The organism is Cohnella sp. OV330, assembly GCF_900112065.1.
GTDB lineage: Bacteria > Bacillota > Bacilli > Paenibacillales > Paenibacillaceae > Cohnella.
Genome location: NZ_FOKE01000001.1, coordinates 1,005,339 through 1,026,626, shown reverse-complemented (window position 1 = coordinate 1,026,626; position 21,288 = coordinate 1,005,339). Strand labels below are relative to the sequence as shown.

The window sequence follows — 21,288 nt, the reverse complement described above, 5'->3', positions numbered from 1 at the left end:
CAGCATCCGGATCGAATGGGAATACAGCGGAATAGTTATTCCATGCATTCGTAATGCGTAGGTCGGGGGTTCGAATCCCTTCATCAGCACCATAAGACGCCAACTACGGCGCGGTTTCCGAATTCGGAGCCGCGTCTTTTTTGTTTTTTCTTTTGCTCATGGAAACCATGTTCGTGTGAAAGGCTGTTTTATAGGCAAAAAAAGTGACCCCTCGGGGTCACGGCGCGTTTCGCTTATTTTTTCGCTGCCAGCCAAGCGGTTAGCGTGGCGATCTGATCGTCCGTGAGCGTTCCCTTGAAGGCCGGCATGCCGCCGCCGCCATTCAAGATTTGCTTGTGGATGTCCGCTTCGGACATCGCCGAGCCGACCTTCGTTAGGTTGGGGCCCATGCCGCCCTGCAGTTGATCGCCGTGGCAGGCCAGGCAATTGCTCTTGTAGATGGCCGTAGCCGCCTCGGCGTCGACCGTGGCCGGCGCTTCGCCGGCCGACGCGGAAGGCGCGGCCTCGTGCGTACCGGCAGACGGCTCTTTTTCTCTCAGGGAGAAAAACACCATCAAAATGGCGATCAAGCAGCAAGCGGTAATTAAGCCGGGCATGAACCATCTTTTCATCGTTCGATTTCCTCCTTATACGCATCTTTAGATTAAGATTACCCGTTTCTCCGAATGTTAGTTAGACCCGAACGGGCTACTTGAGTATTTAATGGTAAAAAGAATACGGACGGAGCTTTTGTTATCGGCGCATTAAAATTGTTTAATGATTGAAAGCGGTTAAACCCGGTTCGTGCCTGTACCAGCGGGTAATAATAAGAGCAAGGCCATTCCACCCTTGAAGGAGTGATTCAAATGGCACGAGCAGATCCAGACGTCAGCACGAGGCGCGAAGCCAACATGCACGGCGGAGAAGCGAGGGCAAGATCTCCGGATCGTGAACACGACTACGAAGAGTTGGGACGCGCAAATGCCGAATCAAGGGCATCGTGGGATCAGAGGGCCGGGCTGCAGCCGAATATCGGGAACCAGGTTCGTGACGATCACGGCAGGTTCGCGAGCGAACGCTGAGGCTGTCAGGCAGCGATTCCGGATCGAATGACATGGCAAACTTGCTATCGCCTAAGGACAGGATGTGATTCCGTTGAACCAGGAAGGACAGCGCGGAATCGCGGAGTTGAATTGACGCTCCGCAGCATCACGGCCAAGGGTTCGAGTTGACGCTTGCTCAGGTCACCGCCACAGCCCGCAACAAATCCTCGGTTCGAATGAGGCAGGGCTTACCAATGGGGCAACCGTCTGAAGTGTTCCCGGCACCCGCGCGAAGCGAACGAACGAATTGTTGTTGTCGAGGATGACCATTCTTATAGAAGTCATGGAGCAGAACGCGGCAACGCAAGCCGCGTTCTGCTTCCGTACATACAAAATGAACAAGAGGTGATTCGATATGGCAACCGTTAAGCAAGGTCTCCGGAAGGTCGCGTTTTTGCTGGAGGAAGGCTACGAGGATTCGGAAATGAAAAATCCATACGACGCGCTGGTCGAAAACGGCAACGATATCGACATCATCAGCAGGGAAAAGGGCAAGGAGCTGAAAGGAAAGAAGGGGACGGTGACGTACACGTCCCACTTGGCGGCAGGGGAAGCCAAAGCCGGAGATTACGAAGCGGTCGTCATTCCCGGCGGAAGCTCGCCGTCTAAACTGCGCGAAGACCCTGCCGTCATCGCGTTCATCGGCGAAGCCGACAAAGCGGGCATTCCGATCGCCGCAATTTGTCACGGTCCGCAGGTGCTCGCGAAGGCTGGCTTGTTGAAGGGCAAGACGCTCACCGCGACCGCTTCTATCCAAGGCGAGGTCGAAGCGGCCGGCGGCAAGTTCGTGGACCAGGAAGTCGTCGTGGACGGGAATCTGATCACCTCCCGCAAGCCCGAGGACGAGCCCGCGTTCATCCGAGAGACGATCGCGAAGCTCGGCGTGTCGGCCTACTGAGCCTTTTGTTTGAGATTAAAGGATGCGCGGCAGCGTTGCCGTCAGCATCCTTTTTGGCGTTAAATAGGCGGCTCGTCGCCTGGAACCGAAGATTGTTTTTTTTCGAGGGCTCCCTCCTCGGACGATTCCCGGTTCAATCTGCCGATCTCCTCCCACAGGACGGCTTCGAACGCCCGCCGCTGAAACTGGTCGAGCCTAACGTCCGCCAGCTCGCAGGTGACGCCGAATCGGCTGGCCAGCTGCTGCACCGCCTCGCCGCGAACGGCAGGAAGCTTCATATCCTTGATCATCGAAAAGGGCATCGAAGCATAAAGGACGAACCGCTTCGCCTCGGCCTCCTGATGCTCCAAAAAAGACCGGGGCATCACCGTCTGATTGCCTGCGTGCCGGAGAATGTGGCATAGCTCGTGCAAATAATCCTCCCATTGGCGCTCTGCCGTTAGACGCAGATCGATGAGCACCGACCGTATCCCCATCCACTCGAGCGCTTTGCTGGATTCGCTCATATAATGAACCCATACGTCCAACCGGTCGGACACTTCCTCAATGGTCAACTGATCGGGCGTCAAGATCCCGGCCCTGAGCCATAGCGCCTCGATCCACTGTTCGAACGGCGTCGGTTGATAATATTGGAGCATCAATGGCACCTCGGAATGAGAATGTATGTTCGGTAAAGCGGCGAAAAAGAAACGCCCGAAGGCGCGGCTTTGGCTATTCTTTATCGCGATCCGCTTTGCGGAGACGTTCCTGCTCCCTGATAAACGTCCAAAAACGAAGCATCTCCTCCTGCCGGGCTTCGGGCGCATCCAGGTAATCTTTGAAGAACACCCCGTGCTCCGGGTTGCGCATGAATTCCTCGAATGCCGCCGCTTCCGAAGCGGTGGCCGTCGGTCCTTCGAGCGTCGAATCGTTCGTAAGACCGAGGAGATAATCGGCGGTCGTCTTGTAATACTCGGCGAAGCGGCCAAGCAGGTCGGGCTCGGGCTTGCGGTCGTCGGATTCGTAGCGCGATAGCTGGACATTGCTGATCCCCAGATCCCTAGCGGCGGTCAACTGCGTCTTGCCGAGACGCTCGCGCCGTTCTCTGAGCCGGCTTCCCAACGTCATGACCATCTTTCCCTCCGGTAAGAAGTTCCCTTTAGTTTAACACTGCTTTTCCGTTATGGCAAATTTATTTCCATTAATCCATTAAAAAAGGAATTGACAGTTGCCGTATTGGTAATATATGATGGATGCACGACAAATTATACGAACTTATGTTCCTGTTTTGTTGATGGGTTCCTAGCTTTTTGAGCGTGAAAGAAACAATAAGAAAATACGTTGGCATGTGGCGGTAAAGGCCTTTTTGAGTTAATGATTTGCCATTTTGGCAAAGTGGGGTGTTTACAATGAACGATATAACGGATCAAGCAACGCCGGAAAGCTATCGCCATACGCGCCGTCTATTGATGATCGCGGCGGACAAGCTCACGCAGCGAATGGGAGCGCTAGAACTTCAAGCAAGACAATCGGACGCTCAGGGAAAAGCCTGGTTCGAATTGGACAGGCAGCGTCGGCTGGTCATCGAGATGATCGCGAGCTGCTCCTATATTATCGACTGGCTGGAGACCGGGCGCATGCCGGGCAACCGCAGGGGCATTGAGCGGCGGGCGGGTTACCAGCGGGAGATTCCGACCGACCCTTCGGTCCTGTCGGCCGTTCTGGAGGAGAGGCGCGAGTATGCGTCGTCGGATGTGTCGGGCGGATGCGAGACGCCAAGCTTGGCGCTCGAACGCGCGCTCTGCGGTTTGACGGAAAGGGAGCGCGACTGCTACAGGCTGTCTCAAGCGGAGGGCTTCACGCTCGCCGAGGTGGCGGACGTGCTGAAGATCAGCAAGTCGAGCGCCGGCACGTACCTGCTAAGGGCGAGGCGCAAGATCGAGGCGAACCTGCGGGAAGGCGGCGGGAGCAGCGTCGGATAGCTTGTCGTACGATCGCCACCTATAGATGAGAATGCGAACATGTGTTCTTGTAAAAGAAGGATGCGGCAGGACGCTTCGGCGCGGCGGCATGAAGGAGTGGGAGCTTCGGTGAACGGAGACGGAGGCTGGATGCAGGCGCTCGCGAGCTGGACGGTGCAGGCGCTTGACGCTGTCGAGTGGCAAGTGTACAAGCATGCGTGGCCCGCCGATTATGAGCGGCCTGCCGTATTGTGGCGGCTTGCAGGCGTCGAGACGAAAACCGGCAACGCGGCCTTCGGCGAGGAACTGCGGCGCTATTCCGGGCATGTGCTTGGCCGGGATCCTGCGGAAGAAGCGGACACGGTCGCAAGGCTGACGAGCGCGCTGAGCGCTGCGGTCAAGCTGCCGCTCGATGCGGCGCAGCAGCGTTATCTGCTCGTCGGCGAGGCCGTTGCCGACCTCAAGGCGGATGCGATCGCGACCGGGCAGCTCGGCTTGACGCTGAGCCGGAAGAACCGTCGACCGTCGGAGACGGCGCCGCTGATGCGGGAAGTCGCGTTTCAACAAAATGAAGGATAGAGGTGGCCGGCAAATGGCGGGGAAAAAGCAAGGCGACGACACGGTCGCGATTTACGGCAAGGATGAGCTGATCGCCTATGCGGTCGAGCTGTTCGGCGTCATCCCGGAGGCAGTGCAAGGCGCCCTGCACGGTACGGATGCCGGAGAACGATTCACCATTGAGAGCGCCAAGGCGCTCGTCGAAAATTTCATGAACAGGAAGGTGAACTGAGCATGGCTGGAGGCACTTGGAATCGGACGGATCTGCCGGTATTGCCCGGCTTCTATATGGCATTTCGCTCGGCGGCCGCGGCCGCGGTGCAAGCAGGAGAACGAGGCGTCGTCATCATGCCGGTCAAGGCCCACTGGGGACCGGTACAGCAATTCGCCGAGGTGACGAGCGAAGCCGACGTCGCAAGCCTCTATTCGGCCGACGAGACGGGCGGCGCTACGGCATACACGGCGCTTCGCTTCGCGCTGCTGGGCGGCGCGAGCAAGGTGCTCGCCTACCGGCTGTCGGACGGCACGGACGCGAAGGCGTCCAAGACGCTGAAGGACGGGGCCGGCACGCCGGCGGACGTATTGAAGCTCGAAGCGAAGCAGACCGGCGCGCGAGGCAACAATTTCAAGGTGACGGTGCAGGTCAATCCGGCGGATGCCGGCATGAAGGACATCAAGCTGTTCGAGGGCAGCGCGCTCCTGCGCACCTTCACCTTCGCCGATGGCTCCGTGCAGGCGGCCGTCGACGCAGTCAACCAAGATGCGGCCAACGTATGGGTGACCGCGTCCAAAATCGCGAGCGGCAACGGCTCGCTGGCGCCGGTCGCCGGGGCTGCGCTGACGGGCGGCGCGTCGGGCATCTCGGGTATCGCGAACGCGAACTACGTGAACGCGCTGTCCGCCTTCGAGACGCAGACGTTTAACGCGGTCGCGCTGGACGGCGTATCCGATGCTCAGCTGCAAGCCAGCCTGGTCGCATGGGTGGCGCGCATTCGCGGCGAGGGACATGGCGCGATCGCCGTCCTCGGCGGCTCGCTTGCGGACGACAAAGCGGCGGATGCCGTCGGCAAAGCGGCGCAGCGCAGCGCGTCCTTCAACCACGAAGGCATCGTGAACGTCGGCACGGGCGCGGTGCTGGCCGATGTCGAATACAGCTCCGCGCAGGTGGCGGCGTATGTCGCCGGCCTGATCGCCGGCCAGCCGCTGAACGGGTCGACGACGTACGCGTCCTCGCCGTTCCAGGATGTCGTGCGCCGCTGGACCCGCACCGAGCAGGAGCAAGCCGTGCGCGGCGGCGTCTTCCTCCACGTCCACGACGGTCGCATGGTCAAGGCGCTGCGCGGCGTGAACAGCCGCGTAACCTTGGCTTCCGGCCAGAACGCGGCCTGGAAGAAGATCCGGACGATCCGCGTGCTCGACAGCGTCAACGCCGATCTCCAGCGCACCGCCGAGGACCAGTATATCGGCAAGGTGAACAACACCGAAGAGGGCCGCCTCGCGCTTATCGGCGCCTGCAAGCAGTACTTGGACGCGCTGGCGTCGGCCGGCGTAATCGAGGCGACCGGATACGACGTCGCGATCGATACGTCCGTGTCCGCGGCGGCGGACCAGGTGTTCTTGAAGTGGGAAGCGCGCTTGACCGATGTGGTCGAACAAATTTTCGGCACGTTTATCGTGCAATAAAGAGGGGGACTAAGGCACATGATGGATCCGACCAGAGCGATTCTCGGCACTTACGGACAAGTGTTCATCGACGGCAATTGGCAGACGAATATCAACCACCTGGAGGCTTCGGTCGAGGTGGAGAAGCGGGAGCTCAAGCTCGCCGGCTCGGAATGGACGCAGCACAAGCTCGGCGCCAAGAAAGGCACCGGCACGATGAGCGGCTACAAGGTGACGAGCGACATGATCGCGCGCGGCTTCGCCAAGTTCAATATCATCAATAAGCTGTCCGATCCGGAGGCGTACGGTTTCGAGCGCATCCAGCTTACCAACTGCGTGGCTGACAAGCTGCAGCTGGCCAACTGGACAGCGGGCGAGGAAGTGGCAGAGGAAACGGCATTCACGTTCGAGGGCTACGTGCTGCTCGATCCGATCAAGGCGAATTAAGAGGAGGCACAGGCATGACGATCGATATCGGTCAAATGACGGAAGAACAAGTGCTGCAGCGGCTGCTCGACGCCGATACGCTGCCCGAACGCACGGTGCTGCTGGAGCGGCTCGGCATCCCGGTGAAGATCCGGGGGCTCACGGGCAAGCAGGTATTCGGCATCCGCGAGCGCTGCACAGAACGCAAAGAAAGACGCGGCCAGACCGTCGAACGGCTCGACGAAGAGCTGTTCAACGTATCGCTCATCGCGGCGGCTACAGTGACGCCCGCTTGGGGCGACGGCAAGCTGCTCGCCAAGTTCAGCGCGAGCAGTGCCGAAGAAGTCGTGAAGCGCATTCTGCTCGCGGGCGAGCTGTCGGCGCTCGGCGATGTCGTGCTCGATCTCTCCGGCTTCAACACGGAGCTTGAAGACGTAAAAAACTGATCGCCTCCGGGGCGCTGGCCGGCATGCTCCATGCCATCTGGGTCCGGCACCATCTGCGCCCCGGACAGTTCTGGCTGCTTCCCCGGGGGGAGCAGCTCTTTTTGATGGCGAGCATGGAGCTCGAGCTCGAAGCCGAGCGCGGGCAGAACGGCGGGAGAGGAGGTTAGGCGATAGATGGCGGAAAACGCTGTGCCTTACGATTACATTATCGATGCCGATGGGTTGAAAGAAAGCGTATCGCTGCTACGTACGATCGACCGGTACATGGACAGCATTCAGCGGCGGGTGGACAGGTTGTCGCGGATGCGGGTCGTGATTCCGATTCGGCTGAGCGATTGTTTGTGCGAGCCGATCAAGCGGATAAGAGCGAGTCTGGATTCGCTGACTAAATCGCAATGGCTCGTTCCTGTCACTTCCAAGGTCGACCTTGGGCTGGATCCTTCTATTTTTGAAGCCGCAGGTCGCGATGCCGGAAAGAGCTTCAGCAGCAGCTTCGAGGCTGCGCTGGATCCGACTGCTTTGCTAGCTAAGGTGAAGGCGGCGCTTGAGGGGATGCAGTTGAAGGTAACTGTGGCTGGGGGGGAGGGAAAAGGAAAGAAAAAAGGCGGAATATTTTCTTTTGATGATGATGATTACAAAGATATGTTAAAAGATACGATTAGCGGTGCTCTCGGTAGTATGTTAGGTGATCTCGGATTGGACGGCTTAAAAAAGACGGGAAAAGGGTTAAAAAAACTCTTTAAGAAAACCGATGACCCAACTTCTCCGAACAATCCCAATAATCCTGGCAAAACATTAATCGACCCGCAGGGAAATCCCCTTACCTCCCGCAAATCTTTCACAACTAGATTAAAAGATTTCGGCAAAAACACCATCGAATTCGGCAAAAAAGCCATTAATAGAACGAAGAATTTGATGGGCGGCGGATCCGGCAGCGGAATCGTATCTTCGAATACTGCGCTAACATATTCAGCCACGGAGAAAAGTTCCTTGCCACTCAGCAAAAAGAGCCGGGGTTTCTCCTCATCCAAACGCGGCTTTTCAGGGACAAGTAGTCAACGAACCCTAACCCAGGCAATAGTCGGTCAACAAACCCTATCTCAGTCCATGAACAATCCAGTTCCTAAGCTAGCAGGATCCAAGCTATTAATGACAGCAGGCAAGTGGATCAAACCGCTCGGCTATATCGCTACGGCTGCATCCATTGCGAAGGCGAAGCCCGGAGAAGAGCGCAACAAATTGGTTCGTGGGGCCGCGGGCAACGCTGCCGGAACCGCGATTGGCGCAGCGCTGGGTTCGATCGTGCCAGGGGCTGGAACATTAGTGGGTGGACTGGTCGGCGGTTACGTAGGCGAGAAGCTTGCCGAAGGCAAAGTAGGGAAAGCCGTGCAAAGTTGGGTTTCTAGCGGTTCCAAATGGGTTCGTGGGCTCGTAAAGAAGAAGCCCAAGAAAAATGAAGCGAATTCAGATGAAGTGCTGGTTGCCTCAAGCCCGCCGGAAAACAAGTCTGCTTTGCAACGGCCATCAAAAGCGGGCATCGGAGTGGACGCAACACTGGGGCGATCGGGCACTGGCGCATTGGGACAGAGTGGCTTGCTCGGCGGGCTGCTACCCATCGCGGAGTGGTTTAAGAGTAAGTTGAACGGACCAAGCGCACCTGTTGCCGGCGGCGCTTCTATCTCGCCTTTTAACCCAGGTAACGCTCAAAGATTGCCTCTGACTGCAGGCATTCAGCCGAGTCCCACTCGTCAACCTGCCAACCCGCCAGCCCCAACCATTAACATCAATATCCCGGCAGGCGCCGTCCAACTGACGGTCAAGGAGACAGAGATCGACTACAACGCGATCACGGCGCAGATCAGCACTCGACTTTCGGCCTCGATCCGGCAGACGCTGGAGAACCGGCCTTAATATAGAAGACCGCGCGGCGGAAGGAGGAGAAGCGTGGAATTTATTCTGAAAGACGCGTCCGGCAAAAACATTTTCCAATTCCCCGTCAATCCGGAAGAGGTCTCGATTCGGCGCGAAAAGCAGCTCGAAACCGTCAATATCCTCTCGCTCGGCGAGGTTGATGTGGCGCAGGAGGAGAAGCTGAAGGAGATCTCGTTCTCCTCCTTCTTCCCGGCGGACAAGGATCCGATCGGCTCGATGAACCTGCTCACGAGCTACATGGTCAGCAAGCAGCCGGTTCACTTCATGATTACGGAAGCCGGCGTTAACATACTCGGCTACATCTCTTCCCACTCGACCAGCTTGCGGGGCGGCGAGCCCGGCGACATTTACTTCGATATCGCGATTCGAACCTGGCGGGAGCCGAAGGTCAGGACCAAGGCGTCGTCTGGCGCCACTGTCCGAACGGATATGAAGCCGGTCCCGAAAACATACACGGTACGCCAAGGCGACACGCTGTATGCGATCGCCAAGCGCGAGCTCGGCAGCAGCGCAAGATGGAACGAGATCTACGCTAAAAACAAAGCGCTGATCGGCAGCGACCCGAACTTGATCCAACCGGGACAGAAGCTGGTGATGCCTTGAGTTACGAGGTGGTTTTGGATGGCAAGTATTATTTGGGCGACCTGGCGGAAGAGATCGCGCTGGAAGATTCGTTGGAGGAGATCGCTTACCGGGCGAATATTCGCCTGACAGTCCGACCAGGTCTGCCGGCTATCGCCCCCGGTCAAGAGATTCGCATTTCCGGCGTGCCTTACGGTTCGACGGGAATGGCCTATCTGCTTCATCCGGCGCTCGTGTGGGAGTGCGAGAGCGAGCGTTCGGCGGGCAACGGCAAACATCTGAACGTCACGGCTTACGACAGGACGCTGTACCTGTCCAAATCCGAGGACGAACGGCTAATGCCGGACGGCCAGACGGCGGCGGAGCGGCTCGCATCCTATGCGGCAGGCTGGAATATTCCGCTCGCAGCGCTGCCGGACACGAACATCAAGCTCAAGCGCAGCGTGAAGCGAAGCCAGTCGATTTTCAGCATGATCCTCGAGGATCTGAAAGAGACGGCGAGCAAGGGCGGGGAGCTGTATCGTCCGCGCATGACGCCAAATGGGCTGACGCTCGTTAAGTTGGGCGGCAATGACAAGGTGTGGCAGTTGGAGTCGCTGGAGTCGGTCAGTCAGAAACGGACGCTCGAGGGGGCCGTCACGCAGGTGAAGGTGCTCGGCAGCGAGGGAAGCGAGACGAAGTTGTCTCCCGTGCTGGCGATCGTCAAAGGCGAGATCGACAAGTACGGCACGCTGCAGAAGGTGCTGCAAGACTGCGCGATCGAGACGCCCACCCAGGCGCGCAAGGCGGCGGAGCCGTTGTTACTTGGGTTGCAGGAAACGATGTCGGTAACGGCGCTCGATATCAACCTAATTCGGGCAGGCGATCTGGTCGAGCTGGACGGGCAGCGGCTGTTCGTGACGTCCGTCCGGCATCAGCTGGGCGAGCCGGGACATATGCAGCTGGAGCTGGCTCGCGAAGCCAAGGTGAGGAGGGATTATTGTGGCTGATCCTTACAAACAGCTGGCCGCCGCGCTGGAGAGCCGCATGAACCGAGTGGCGGCCAAGCAAGTCGCAGGCGTGCCCGCCGAACTGGGGACGATGACGGGGGCCGGCTTGAAGCTGGACTCTTTTAAATATGAGATGCCGGATTATTTGCAGGCGGAGGGCTTGCAGCTGATGCCGGGAGACCGGGTGCTCGCGCTGCCGGTTGCCGGCGGCAGCCAGGCCGTCGTCGTATGCAAGGTGGTGAACGCGGGTGGCTGATTTATTTCCGACGGCGACGATCGGCGCGGAAGTTCTGCCGGACGCGCCGGAGGCTTCGGGCGCGTCGTTCGGTCGAAGTTGGCGGTTCGATTTTGATGCGGGAGAGTTCGTATTGACACCCACGGGGAAAATCGCGGGGTCGCAGGATACGGACGCCTGGCTCGAATGGTGCCGCAAAGCGCTCGCGACGGAGCGGTACCGCCATCTCGTCTATTCTCGGCTTTACGGGCAAGAGTTCGAGTCGCTCATCGGGCTCGGTCTCTCCCGTGCGGCCGTGGAGAGCGAGATCGCGCGCATCGCGTCGGAGACGCTGCTGGCCGATCCGCGGACCGCGCGGGTCGGAGGATTTACTTTTGCGTGGCAAGGCGACGCATGCAGCTTCGTCTGCTCGGTGACCAGCGTGCGGGAAGAAGCGGGAACGATTGAGGGAAGCGTGGTGAGTTTGTGATGGTGGCACTGCCGGATTATTTGACGGAGCAAAAGGAAGAGAGCATTCTGGCGCGCATGCTGGGCGGGATTCCGGCGGATGTAGACAAGGCCGAAGGCTCGTATATTTGGGACGCGCTCGCGCCTGCGGCGTACGAGCTGTTCTTGTCGGCGGGCTGGGCGCAGGAGGTACTGCGGCGCGGATTCGCGATGACGGCGTTCGGCGCTTACCTGGATCTTAGGTGCGGCGAGCATGGCGTGGAGCGGCGTCCGGCGGAGCGGGCGACGGGAAAGGTGACGTTCGCGGGCGCGTCGGGCGTCGTGGTGCCGGCGGGCACTCGTGTGGCAACGGCAGCGGATGCCGTCACTTCCACGCCGTCGGTGGAGTTTGAGACAGTTGAGGCGGTCACGATCGGCGGCGTCGGGTTGATCGAAGCAAGCGTCATGGCCGCCGAGGCTGGAGCTTCGGGTAATATCGCGGCCGGGGCGATCGCGGTGCTGGTCGAACCCGTGCCTGGCGTGACGGGCATCGCAAATGCCGCGGCGATGAGCGGCGGCGCCGAGACCGAGAGCGACGCGTCGCTGCTGGAGCGCTACCTGCTTAAGGTACGCAATCCGGGCACGAGCGGCAATCGGGCGGATTATCTGCAGTGGGCGCTCGAGACGGACGGCGTAGGCGGCGCGCAGGTGCAGCCGCTGTGGAACGGGCCGGGCACGGTGAAGGTTTATGTGCTGAACCAGGAAAAGCGCGCGGCTTCCGCGGCGATCGTAGCTGCAGTGCAGGATGTGGTCGCGCCGGGGGCGGCGGGCACGGGAGCGGGCAAGGCGCCGATCGGAGCGAGCGTGGTCGTGGCTGCGCCGACCGAGCTGCCGATCGTCATCGGCGTTAAGCTGACGCTCCGCGCCGGCTGGACGCTCGTGCAGGCGACGTTGGGCATCCAAGAGACGATGACCGCGTATTTGAAGTCGCTTGCCTTTGCCGATTCCGTCGTTCGTTATTCTAAAGTGAACAGTCTGCTCCTCGACATCCCGGCCATCGTAGATCTCTCGGATTTGACCATGAATGGCGGCATCTCCAACGTAACGGTCGGGATCGGACAGGTCGCGGTGCCCGGGGCGGTGAACGCCAGTGTCTGATGCAGTAACGATGACGAGCGCGCGGGGACAGGAGATGCTCGGCTATTTGCCGGGCTACTACTCGTCTTCGCGCGTCATGCGTTCGCTAATGGAGTCGCAGGGGACAGAGTTAGACCTGCTCCAGCGCGCGCTGGACGAAACGCTGGCGCAGTTTTTCGTAGACACGGCAACGTGGGGCTTGGATCGCTGGGAGAGCGATCTTGGCATCACGACGGATCCTTCCAAACCGCTGGATCAACGGCGCAGCCTGGTCAAGTCCAAGCTTCGCGGCACAGGCACGGTGACGGTCGCGTTGATGCGCAGCGTGGCGGAGTCGTTCGACAACGGCGCGATCGAAGTCACGCAGCAGCCGTCGCTTTACACGGTGACGATCCGGTTCGTCGATACGGTCGGGCGGCCGCCTAACCTCGACGATATCAAGGATGCCTTGAAGGCTATCGTGCCCGCTCATCTGGCCGTGTCGTATTCGTTTAGGTACTTGACCGTTTTCGAGGTTAACGGGCTGACGATTAATCAAATGCAGAGCCATCCGCTGACGGACTTCGCGCCGTTCTTGGATGCATAGGGAAGGGAGCGGCTTAGCGCATGGCTATTTTCACGAGCATATTGAACTTGCTGAAGAAGAACCCGGCGACGGACGGCGCGGATACGTTCAATATCCAGACGATGTTGAACGACAACTGGGACAAGATTGACGCGGCCTTGGCGCTGAAGGGGGCGAACGGGAGCGTTCGCGCGGCGACGGCAACCAACACGCCGCTGTCCGGCTTGCAGACGGTTGACGGCGTATCACTGGCCGCGGGCGACCGTGTGCTGGTCAAGGATCAAACGACGGGCAGCCAGAACGGGATCTACGTTGCCGCTGCGGGTGCCTGGGTACGGGCTGCGGACGCGGATGCGTCCGCGAAGCTCGCGGCGGGGCTGATGGTGTATGTGCGGGAGGGAACGACGAACAGGGGCAAGGGGTTTGTGCTTAGCAATACCGGCACTCCGACCCTTGGGACGACGGCACTGACATTCATGTCGATTCAAGCGCCGCTTGACGTTGCTGCCACTGCTTCTACTGCCATCGTTCGTGACAACGCCGGCCGTGCCCAAGTCGCTGCCCCATCCGGCGCAGCAGATATCGCGCGAAAGGACACGGTGGATGCGGCGATCGCGACAGCGGCGGCCGATGCGACAACCAAGACAAACGCAGTCCAGAGCAGCTTGACCGCGCATATTGGAAACGGGGGAGCGGCCCACGCTGCGGCAACGACGTCGGTAGCTGGGTTCATGTCGGCGGCAGATAAGTCCAAGCTTGATGGCTTGGCATCGGGAGCCGGTGGCACGGGGACGGCAACGGACACCGTCATCGGAAACCGAACCATTAGCGATGCGACAGCACCGACCGGAGACACTGGATCATTGACAACCTTGTTTGGCTGGCTTGCCAATATGATTACAGCGATCACAGGCGGTGCGAACTGGCGAACCTCGCCGGTGAAGTCGCTTACCGCGCTTAACACGGAGAAAGCTCCGCTCGCATCTCCGACGTTTACTGGCACTCCTGTCGCGCCGACTGCCGCGGCTGGGACTAACACGACGCAGATCGCGACAACCGCGTTCGCCACCGATGCCAACACTACACACGCTGCTAACAATTCTCATATTCCATTCGCTGCTACGACGGGTTCTGCGAACACTTACGCGGTTACGATCTCGCCGGCTCCGACGTCGCTTACGGCAGGTCTCGGTCTGGCCGTACAGATCAACGTAGCAAGCACCGGCGCGGCGACGATTAACGTTAACGGCCTCGGCGCTAAAAGTATCATCACGTCGAAGGGACTGGCGCTGCCGACCGGTAAGCTGGTAGCGAACGGCGTCTATACGCTTCGCTATAACGGTACGGCTTTTATCTTACAGGGTGAAGGGGGGGAATATGGGACCGCTGCGGCCGCGCAGGTTCTATCCGGTTATACGTACGGTACGGAGGACGGCGTTACCTCGGGGTCGATGCCGAATAACGGCTCGCTCAGTTATACGCCGGGAGCCTCCGCGCAGACTATCCCTGCAGGGTACACAAGCGGCGGCACGGTCGTAGCTGTCGCGAACCTGTCGGCCGGGAACGTCAAGGCAGGGCAAACGGTCGGCGGCGTCGCGGGTACGTTCACGTCGGACGCTACGGCTGCTGCCGGCGACGTTATTAGCGGTAAAACGGCATACGTAAACGGTAATAAGGTTACCGGTACGATCGCCGTACGTCCGAATTACGGTTCGCCAGCAAACTACACAGTCGGACCGCAGAATATGTATGTACGGCTGAACAAGGGCGCGTATTTGGACGGGAGTCCAGGTACAGGCGGGCAATGGCCGGAGATCGTCGTAAACGATCCGAATTATATCTCGTCGAACATCGTAGCCGGAAAGTCCGTGTTCGGTTTAGGCGGATCGACGCCAGCGTCCGCCAGTGGAACGACGACGACCGTCGCTGCTACAAACTCGAGCGGGACCTATTACTACTTCAACGTTACAGGCCTAAACTTTACGCCGAGAGTCCTCGTGTTTGGCTGTTTGCTAGGTACAAATAACACAAGTTCGCTATGTGTTTATGTCAAAAGCGGCATCTATAACGGAGGCTTCGGGACGAGTCCTGCGTCGTTTAATACGATGTACTTCTACGCGAATAACTATGGTAGTAACTCATGGTACAGCGTGACGCCGACATTTTTTAACGTTTCGGAGACTGCATCGCCGCCAACGGCAGCCAATATTTACTACGGGAGTGTTTGGGTCGGTCCCGGATTTCTCGGAGGAGTTCCAACAGCGTCGTTTACCACGAGCCAGCCGGTCTACTGGGAAGCTCACGCATAAAGGAGGGAGGTAATCTCGTGCAAATAGGAAGACGGATTTACTACGATAAAGCGACCGGCAATCTTATTCTGGATACCGGCGAGCGCTCCGGCGGGGTCGTCGAGACAACGGTCGCGCAGGACTTCGCCACGTACGCCGCGCTGCAGGATCGCGTACCTGCCACGGTCGGAATTATGGAGCTGGCTTACGGCGATCACGCGCAGGACTTCAAAACATGTAACGGATATCGGATCGACGTAAGCAACGGGACTCCCTCGCTGCTTTTTTCGTACCCTGATCCAAGCGATCCAGAAGCGCCGCCAGTGTACCGTCAGTCGTTATCTGCAGAAGTAGAAGCACAAAAGCAGCGCTTATCGGATATCGAGCTAGCGCTAGCCGAGCTATTTACTGGAGGGGTTTAATATGGCGATGGCTATGTATAAGATCCGCATTATCGCGAATGCCTGCATCACGCGTTACGACGACGGTGAGCGTGAACTGCCCGATATCGTAAACAGCTACAACCTCAGCACGGACGACGCAACTCTGGTTAAGGCGGAAATCGCGACGAACCGTCCCGATATCACTATCTAATAAAGCGAGCCTCGGCCTAACCGGTCGAGGCTTTTATCAGGAAATAAAACAACGGCCTCCCATTACGAGGGCCTTATTATTGGAGGTGGTCGAGCTGAGAGAGTCCGAAGTTCAGTCCGAGATTCTGCAGCGCCTCACTCGTGTCGAAACGAAGCTGGACTTGCAGCTCGACGCCCGCGACAAGGCAGGTGAGGCATTAGAGTCGGCCAAGTCGGCACATTTAAGATTGGATGAAAAATGCATGCGGCTTGAAGAGATAGAGTCGCATTACGATAACGAAATTAGGCTGCTGAATGCACGCTTGGAAGCGGAGACGGCTTCGTTGGTCGCGCGGATCGAGGCGGAATCCAGAGCGTCGGCGGAGCGTCTCAAAACGGAGCAGAACGAGCGAAAGTCTGACCGGCACTGGCTGGTTGGTATTATGCTGACAGCCGGGAGCCTGATCGTCGCGGCCATCAAGCTATTCTAGGAGGTTTGTCATCATGCAATCCTATATCGATCAAATCGTACAGGCTCTCATGGGCCTGTTGGTCGTGCTGGCGATGGGCGTCATCGGATCGCTGCGGATGAAGGCGTCGGCCTGGTTCAGTGCCCGAACGACAGTTCAGGAGCGGGAGATTCTGCACCGTCTGGCGGCAGAAGGGATGGCACTGGCCGAAGCGGAGGCGAGCCGGATCGGCGCAGCCGATAAACTGGATACTGCGCTGAAGTATGCGCTGGGCAGGCTTCGTTCCCTCGGCCTCAAGGTTGACGCGGTCACGGTCAAAGCTGCGATCGAGAAGGCAGTGCTTGATTACAATACAGCGGCCAAAGCTACAGGAAGTGCGTCGGCCTCCTGTTCGGAGCAAAGACCCGATCCGGAGGCGGCTTGGACAACCGCCGTTTCTTCTTCCGACACGTCTTCATAAACTATATTCTGATAGACCGAAGCTCCACCCTCCAAAGAAAGGAGCCACCCCCATGGCCAAAGGCATCGACAAAGCCACGCCAGTCACGGCCGCGCAGGCCAAGACGCTCGCGTCCGCAGGCTACGCATTCGCCGCGCGCTATCTGGTGCCGTCTTCGTACGCCTGGAAGCGGATGACCGCGGACGAGGCGAAGCTGATCACGGCGGCGGGCATGCGGATCGTCTCGGTGTACGAGACGACTGCGAATCGCGCGGCGAGCGGGGCGGACGCAGGGCGCAACGACGGGGCTGCGGCCTACGCTGAGGCGCTTGCGGTTGGGCAGCCGAAGGGCACCGTGATCTACTTTGCCGTAGACTACGACGCACAGTCGAAGGATTTCGACGCTATCGAAGCGTACCTGAAGGCGGCGGCCAAGCAGATAACGGGCTATGAGACAGGCGTCTACGGCTCTTATACGGTCGTCGAAGAGATGGCGAAGCGCGGCGCTTGCGCGCATTTCTGGCAGACATACGCGTGGAGCCGAGGCAAACGCAGTGATAAAGCGAACATTTTCCAATACAAGATCGACACGACGGTATCCGGCATCGCGCTGGACCTGAACGAGTCCTACGGCAACGAGGGCTGGTGGGACACGAATCCCAGCAAGAATCCGGGCACGAATCCCGAGCCCGACGAGGAGGAGATCACGATGAAGCCGGAGGACGCGGAAAAGATCATCAAGTTCCTGTCCGCCGCATGGTTCGCGGCGACGACGAAGTCGGACAAGGCGGAGTTCAATCGCCTAGCGAACGAAGTTCGCAAAGCGGCGGGCATGCCGACCGAGTAAGAAGGAGTTTCCCGCCGGCCGACGAAGGTTATATCTTATTATAACTTTTCGAAGGTCGGTGGGCGCGCATGCCTCAAGGCAAGTATTTCAGGATCGGCTACGGCATCATTGTCGTGCTGGTGATTATCTTTTTGGCATCCAAGGTCAGGTTTATCTTTAACCCGCTGGTGACGGTGCTCGAGGTACTGCTGCTGCCGATGCTGCTGTCCGCGATCATGTACTATTTGCTGCGGCCGGTCGTGGGCGTTCTGGAGAAACGGGGCATTAACAAGTCGACTTCGATCGCGATCGTGTACTTGGCGCTGGCTGCGTTGTTCACGTTCTTCATCATGCTGGTCGGTCCGATCATCCGCGATCAGATCGACAGTCTCATCGACAGCGTGCCGCAGCTCGTCCAGTTGGCGCAGGATCAGGTGAACAAGCTCCAGCAGAACGAATGGGCGACCAAGTATCTGAACGATCCGAAGTTCGACCTGACTTCCCGCATCCCGGACCTGGTTAACGGCGTCATCTCCAACACGGGCAACGCCTTCAACAAGATCATGGGCTGGATCTCGCAGTTCGTGCTGCTGCTCTCGACGGTTCCGTTCATCGCGTACTATATGCTCAAGACGGGCTACAAGGTGCCGGATTATGTCGTGAAGATCGTGCCCGACAGGCACGACGACCAAGCCAAGTCGATCATGCTAGAGATGGACAAGGCGCTCAGCGCCTACATACAAGGCAAGATTTTGGTGAGCATCTGCCTCGGGATCATGATGCTGACCGGCTATCTGATCATCGGGCTCAAGTACGCGTTGCTGCTCGCGATCGTCTTCACGTTTCTCAATGTCATTCCGTACGTCGGCGTGCTCATCGGTTCGGTGCCGAGCGTCATCGTCGCCTTTATCGACTCGCCCTGGAAGGTCGTCTGGACGATCGTGGTCATCGTCATCGCGCAGCAGATCGAGGACCGCCTGCTGTCGCCGCAGATCATGGGCAAGAAGCTGGACATTCACCCGCTTACCATCATCATCGTGCTGCTCATCGTGGGGAGTTTGTTCGGATTGCTGGGCATGTTCCTTGCGGTGCCGGGTTATGCGGTGCTGAAGGTGATCGTGACTCATCTCTACCAGATCTATCGCCTTCGGAAAATCGAGATTATCGAGTAGGCCGGATTCGTCTCGCACGTGCGGATTCACCTTAAGCCCAGCCTCCCGCATACAATGACTGCAAAGAAGGCGAATGCCCTGAGCCCATTCGGCTGCAGGCATGGGGAGGCGAGGCGGCAATGCCGACGATAGCGAACTTTCCGGCGGATCTGCTGGAAGAACATATGAATTGGCACCATGCGCACCACGTAGACGATCCGTCGCAGCTGCGTCCGGGATACGGCTCGCAGTTCCTCCAGTTTCACCGGGGATTTATCCGGAGGGCGTTGGACTGGTACGGCAGGCAAAGCTATGATTCGTCCTTGGTCGCGCCCTGGCAACGCGTGCCCGAAGCAATCCGGCAGGCGCCGTGCTACGATCGGTCCGCGGAGGCAAGGATTCTTATGCAGCCGCAGACGTTTCGGACGGCCGACGAGCTGGGACTGTTCATCGAGGGCTCCGGCCTTCACGGGTGCATCCACGAGACGGCGGCGGCCGTATTCAACGAGCCTGATCTCAACGACTTCGACGTCGCCCCGCGCAACACGTTGTTCTACAACATCCACGGCATGATCGACGGGTGGTACCGCAACTGGGAAGCGGCGGGCCGCGTCAATCAAGGCATGCTGGAATGGGGAGGCCGCTTCGTAGCGGATGCGGGCGAACGGGCCGATTCGGCCGAGACGGAGGAGATGCTCCGGTACGTGCCGGAGAGCGGACGCTGGTGGCTGGGCCGTGTTCCAGAAGGGAGCTCGACGCGAGGAAAGTTCCTTCCTCTGAAATGGCGGCTTATCGGGGAAAACGGCGTGGTCGGCGCGAAGCCTGACGCGCGTTTCCTCCGGGTGTGGGATACGGACGGGGACGGACGGAGCGAGGTGCTGTATTATAGCTTGCCCGACGGGAAATGGTGGGAAGGCAAGCTAAGCGCCGGCAAGCTGAACTGGCAGGAAATTAAGCGGTCGTTAGCGTGATGAAAAGCGCAGCCCCGGAACGAGTCGGTTCCAGGGCTGCGCTTTTTTTGGAGGAAGGTCGCAGTTAGAGGAGAGGTAGTCCTAACTGGAACTAACTTGCCGAGTCACGCTGCCCGTTGACGCCAAGAAGTCCTAACTGGAACTACCTAACCTAACCGAGCCGCGCTGCCCGATGGCATGAAGAAGTCTTGACTGGAACTACCTTACCGAGCCATGCTGTCCGATGGCGTCAGGAAGTCCTAACTGGAACTATCTTACTGAGCCACGCTGCCCGATGAAGCCAAGAAGTCCTGGCTGGAACTATCTTACGGAGCCACACTGCCCGAGGGCATGAAGTAGTCTCACCTGGAACTATCTTTTTACATAGACAACCGGTTACCCAGCCTCACTCGTCCCGCTACACTAAGCGCATCAGCGCTTCGATCACGCGGATGTAATAAGCCGTGTCTCGCGCCACGAAGTCGTCGAGTCGCACCGGGACGCCGGACACGGGCACTAGCGCACCGTCCGCATCCAACTCGGCGCCGTCAGCCGACACCGTCTCCACTTCGCCTCGCATTAGGGCGAGCAGCGCCTCAGCGTCTGCTTCGTACAAGCCGGCCAGCTCTTCCCGCTGCAGCCGGAATGTCTCCGGCCCGCGATCCGTCACGTAGCCGTACACCTCGCTAACCTCGCGGTCGATGTATCTCACGCCCTGGGCGAAGCCTTCGTCCTCCTCGCGGAACGTGCCGAGCGGCGCCAGGTCCTCGAGCGAGACGCGAAGCCCCAGCTCCTCCTCCAGCTCTCGGACCGCGTCCCGCGCCGTCTCGCCGGCGGACAGATGCCCGGCCGCCGTGATGTCGAAGCGGTCGGGATTCGTATCCTTGTCCCGGCTGCGGCGCTGGAACAGCACGCGAGCCCGGCCGTCTTCGCCGCGGCGCGCGAGCCAGCAGTGGAACGTATGATGCCACAGCCCGCGGTCATGCGCCTCCGAACGCGTCGCAGTGCCAATCGGCCTGTCCAGTTCGTCGTAAATGTCGAACCGCTCTTCCACGCCTTTCCGCTCCCCATTGCTTCCCGTCTCATGAACGCCCTTGTACTCGCCGTCGTTCACCTGTTCTTCTCCGCTCATGCGCTCGCCGTCGCCTCGAGCTCCGACGTGCAGTGCGCGCAGCGCACCGCCTTGATCGGCACGACTGAGAGGCAATACGGGCATTCCTTCGAAGTCGGCTCAGCGAGCGGCTCGTCCTTTTTACGTCCCTCCGTCAGCTTGTTGATGACCTTCACCAGCATGAATACGCAGAAGGCGATGATGAGGAAGTTGATGATGATGTTGATGAATTGCCCGTACGCGATGACCGGCGCCCCGGCGGCTCGAGCATCCTCCAGCGATTTGATCGACGACACGACGGTGCCTTCCTTGTAATCCCCGATCTTCCAGTACAAATCCTTAAAATCCACGCCCCCCAGCAGCCGCCCGATCGGCGGCATGACGATATCGTTGACGAGCGAGTTGACGATCTGTCCGAACGCGCCGCCGATGATGACGCCGACCGCCAGGTCGATGACATTGCCGCGCATCGCGAACGTCTTAAATTCTCCTGCCATTTTTCTTAACATTTCTTGCAAAACCTCCATTTTTTTAAGTTGGAAAAAGTAGGATTTTCTTAAAACTTGTCGAAGTCTATCACAAAGCATTCACATCTCCATTACA

The 21,288-nt window shown here is 59.0% G+C and carries 29 protein-coding genes and 1 tRNA gene; 25 read left to right on the top strand and 5 right to left on the bottom strand.

All coding sequences use genetic code 11. The features are described from left to right. Positions 1 to 28: 28 nt before the first annotated feature. Positions 29 to 92: transfer RNA gene (locus BM235_RS31920), tRNA-Thr, on the top strand. 141 nt (positions 93 to 233) lie between these two features. Here the strand turns inward: BM235_RS31920 and BM235_RS03880 are convergent. Continuing rightward, a complete protein-coding gene (locus BM235_RS03880; protein ID WP_090109489.1) occupies positions 234 to 611 on the bottom strand; it encodes a c-type cytochrome in 378 nt (125 codons plus the stop codon). A gap of 234 nt (positions 612 to 845) precedes the next feature. On the opposite strand from BM235_RS03880, the gene BM235_RS03875 reads away from it, so the two are divergent. Together BM235_RS03875 and BM235_RS03870 are read left to right on the top strand one after the other, a co-directional pair. After that, positions 846 to 1,061 (top strand): hypothetical protein, encoded by a 216-nt coding sequence (locus BM235_RS03875; RefSeq protein ID WP_090109487.1) that lies wholly within the window; start codon positions 846 to 848, stop codon positions 1,059 to 1,061. Between the two features lie 376 nt (positions 1,062 to 1,437). Further along, a complete protein-coding gene (locus BM235_RS03870; protein ID WP_090109485.1) occupies positions 1,438 to 1,980 on the top strand; it encodes a type 1 glutamine amidotransferase domain-containing protein in 543 nt (180 codons plus the stop codon). Positions 1,981 to 2,039: 59 nt separating this feature from the next. Here BM235_RS03870 and BM235_RS03865 read toward each other — a convergent pair whose 3' ends face one another. Both BM235_RS03865 and BM235_RS03860 read right to left on the bottom strand, forming a co-directional pair. After that, positions 2,040 to 2,618 carry an ImmA/IrrE family metallo-endopeptidase gene (locus tag BM235_RS03865; protein ID WP_090109484.1) on the bottom strand — a complete coding sequence of 193 codons (579 nt, stop codon included), beginning with the start codon at positions 2,616 to 2,618 and terminating at the stop codon, positions 2,040 to 2,042. A 73-nt stretch (positions 2,619 to 2,691) separates the two neighbouring features. Next, entirely contained in the window at positions 2,692 to 3,087 is a 396-nt protein-coding gene (locus BM235_RS03860) for a helix-turn-helix domain-containing protein (protein ID WP_158543680.1), read from the bottom strand. Positions 3,088 to 3,368: 281 nt separating this feature from the next. Here BM235_RS03860 and BM235_RS03855 point away from each other — a divergent pair, with 281 nt between their 5' ends. The 22 genes from BM235_RS03855 to BM235_RS03760 all read left to right on the top strand — a co-directional run bounded on the left by BM235_RS03855 (position 3,369) and on the right by BM235_RS03760 (position 19,595). Further along, entirely contained in the window at positions 3,369 to 3,941 is a 573-nt protein-coding gene (locus tag BM235_RS03855) for a sigma factor-like helix-turn-helix DNA-binding protein (protein WP_090109480.1), read from the top strand. Between the two features lie 108 nt (positions 3,942 to 4,049). Next, on the top strand, positions 4,050 to 4,499 hold the full coding sequence (locus BM235_RS03850) for a hypothetical protein (RefSeq protein WP_143106625.1): 450 nt from the start codon (positions 4,050 to 4,052) through the stop codon (positions 4,497 to 4,499). Positions 4,500 to 4,512: 13 nt separating this feature from the next. After that, positions 4,513 to 4,710 carry a hypothetical protein gene (locus tag BM235_RS03845; RefSeq protein ID WP_090109476.1) on the top strand — a complete coding sequence of 66 codons (198 nt, stop codon included), beginning with the start codon at positions 4,513 to 4,515 and terminating at the stop codon, positions 4,708 to 4,710. 2 nt (positions 4,711 to 4,712) lie between these two features. After that, positions 4,713 to 6,161: a phage tail sheath subtilisin-like domain-containing protein gene (locus tag BM235_RS03840; protein ID WP_090109474.1), complete on the top strand. Its 1,449-nt coding sequence runs from the start codon at positions 4,713 to 4,715 to the stop codon at positions 6,159 to 6,161. Between the two features lie 18 nt (positions 6,162 to 6,179). Beyond that, complete coding sequence (locus BM235_RS03835; protein WP_090109472.1) at positions 6,180 to 6,587, top strand: phage tail tube protein; 408 nt, start codon at positions 6,180 to 6,182, stop codon at positions 6,585 to 6,587. Positions 6,588 to 6,601: 14 nt separating this feature from the next. After that, positions 6,602 to 7,012 carry a phage tail assembly chaperone gene (locus tag BM235_RS03830; RefSeq protein WP_090109470.1) on the top strand — a complete coding sequence of 137 codons (411 nt, stop codon included), beginning with the start codon at positions 6,602 to 6,604 and terminating at the stop codon, positions 7,010 to 7,012. A gap of 23 nt (positions 7,013 to 7,035) precedes the next feature. Then, positions 7,036 to 7,179: a hypothetical protein gene (locus BM235_RS31915; RefSeq protein ID WP_177244182.1), complete on the top strand. Its 144-nt coding sequence runs from the start codon at positions 7,036 to 7,038 to the stop codon at positions 7,177 to 7,179. A 7-nt stretch (positions 7,180 to 7,186) separates the two neighbouring features. Next, entirely contained in the window at positions 7,187 to 8,923 is a 1,737-nt protein-coding gene (locus BM235_RS03825) for a hypothetical protein (protein ID WP_090109468.1), read from the top strand. Between the two features lie 33 nt (positions 8,924 to 8,956). Continuing rightward, positions 8,957 to 9,547, top strand: coding sequence for a LysM peptidoglycan-binding domain-containing protein (locus BM235_RS03820; RefSeq protein ID WP_090109466.1), 591 nt, complete (start codon positions 8,957 to 8,959; stop codon positions 9,545 to 9,547). Continuing rightward, on the top strand, positions 9,544 to 10,515 hold the full coding sequence (locus tag BM235_RS03815) for an XkdQ/YqbQ family protein (RefSeq protein WP_090109464.1): 972 nt from the start codon (positions 9,544 to 9,546) through the stop codon (positions 10,513 to 10,515). The genes BM235_RS03820 and BM235_RS03815 overlap by 4 nt, the downstream gene beginning before the upstream one ends. Next, complete coding sequence (locus BM235_RS03810) at positions 10,508 to 10,771, top strand: hypothetical protein (protein ID WP_369803461.1); 264 nt, start codon at positions 10,508 to 10,510, stop codon at positions 10,769 to 10,771. The genes BM235_RS03815 and BM235_RS03810 overlap by 8 nt, the downstream gene beginning before the upstream one ends. Further along, on the top strand, positions 10,764 to 11,219 hold the full coding sequence (locus BM235_RS03805) for a DUF2634 domain-containing protein (RefSeq protein WP_090109448.1): 456 nt from the start codon (positions 10,764 to 10,766) through the stop codon (positions 11,217 to 11,219). The genes BM235_RS03810 and BM235_RS03805 overlap by 8 nt, the downstream gene beginning before the upstream one ends. Then, the gene (locus BM235_RS03800) at positions 11,219 to 12,334 is read left to right on the top strand and encodes a baseplate J/gp47 family protein (RefSeq protein ID WP_090109446.1); all 1,116 of its coding nucleotides are present in this window, start codon (positions 11,219 to 11,221) and stop codon (positions 12,332 to 12,334) included. Before BM235_RS03805 ends, BM235_RS03800 begins: the two co-directional genes overlap by 1 nt. After that, positions 12,327 to 12,899, top strand: a complete 573-nt coding sequence (locus BM235_RS03795; RefSeq protein ID WP_369803460.1) for a YmfQ family protein — start codon at positions 12,327 to 12,329, stop codon at positions 12,897 to 12,899. Before BM235_RS03800 ends, BM235_RS03795 begins: the two co-directional genes overlap by 8 nt. 20 nt (positions 12,900 to 12,919) lie before the next feature. Then, positions 12,920 to 15,187 carry a phage tail protein gene (locus BM235_RS03790; protein ID WP_090109442.1) on the top strand — a complete coding sequence of 756 codons (2,268 nt, stop codon included), beginning with the start codon at positions 12,920 to 12,922 and terminating at the stop codon, positions 15,185 to 15,187. 17 nt (positions 15,188 to 15,204) lie between these two features. Beyond that, entirely contained in the window at positions 15,205 to 15,588 is a 384-nt protein-coding gene (locus tag BM235_RS03785) for a hypothetical protein (RefSeq protein WP_090109440.1), read from the top strand. A gap of 1 nt (position 15,589) precedes the next feature. Next, positions 15,590 to 15,760: a hypothetical protein gene (locus BM235_RS31910; RefSeq protein WP_177244181.1), complete on the top strand. Its 171-nt coding sequence runs from the start codon at positions 15,590 to 15,592 to the stop codon at positions 15,758 to 15,760. Between the two features lie 79 nt (positions 15,761 to 15,839). Further along, the gene (locus BM235_RS03780) at positions 15,840 to 16,229 is read left to right on the top strand and encodes a hypothetical protein (RefSeq protein ID WP_090109438.1); all 390 of its coding nucleotides are present in this window, start codon (positions 15,840 to 15,842) and stop codon (positions 16,227 to 16,229) included. A 13-nt stretch (positions 16,230 to 16,242) separates the two neighbouring features. After that, a complete protein-coding gene (locus BM235_RS03775) occupies positions 16,243 to 16,668 on the top strand; it encodes a phage holin, LLH family (RefSeq protein WP_090109436.1) in 426 nt (141 codons plus the stop codon). Between the two features lie 52 nt (positions 16,669 to 16,720). Then, a complete protein-coding gene (locus BM235_RS03770; RefSeq protein WP_090109434.1) occupies positions 16,721 to 17,494 on the top strand; it encodes a DUF1906 domain-containing protein in 774 nt (257 codons plus the stop codon). Between the two features lie 68 nt (positions 17,495 to 17,562). Beyond that, positions 17,563 to 18,645 carry an AI-2E family transporter gene (locus tag BM235_RS03765; RefSeq protein WP_090109432.1) on the top strand — a complete coding sequence of 361 codons (1,083 nt, stop codon included), beginning with the start codon at positions 17,563 to 17,565 and terminating at the stop codon, positions 18,643 to 18,645. Positions 18,646 to 18,764: 119 nt separating this feature from the next. Next, positions 18,765 to 19,595, top strand: a complete 831-nt coding sequence (locus BM235_RS03760; RefSeq protein ID WP_090109431.1) for a hypothetical protein — start codon at positions 18,765 to 18,767, stop codon at positions 19,593 to 19,595. Between the two features lie 397 nt (positions 19,596 to 19,992). Here BM235_RS03760 and BM235_RS03755 read toward each other — a convergent pair whose 3' ends face one another. Then, positions 19,993 to 20,706, bottom strand: a complete 714-nt coding sequence (locus BM235_RS03755; protein WP_090109429.1) for an NUDIX hydrolase — start codon at positions 20,704 to 20,706, stop codon at positions 19,993 to 19,995. Continuing rightward, on the bottom strand, positions 20,703 to 21,194 hold the full coding sequence (mscL, locus tag BM235_RS03750; RefSeq protein WP_369803458.1) for a large conductance mechanosensitive channel protein MscL: 492 nt from the start codon (positions 21,192 to 21,194) through the stop codon (positions 20,703 to 20,705). Before mscL ends, BM235_RS03755 begins: the two co-directional genes overlap by 4 nt. Between the last annotated feature and the right edge of the window lie 94 nt (positions 21,195 to 21,288).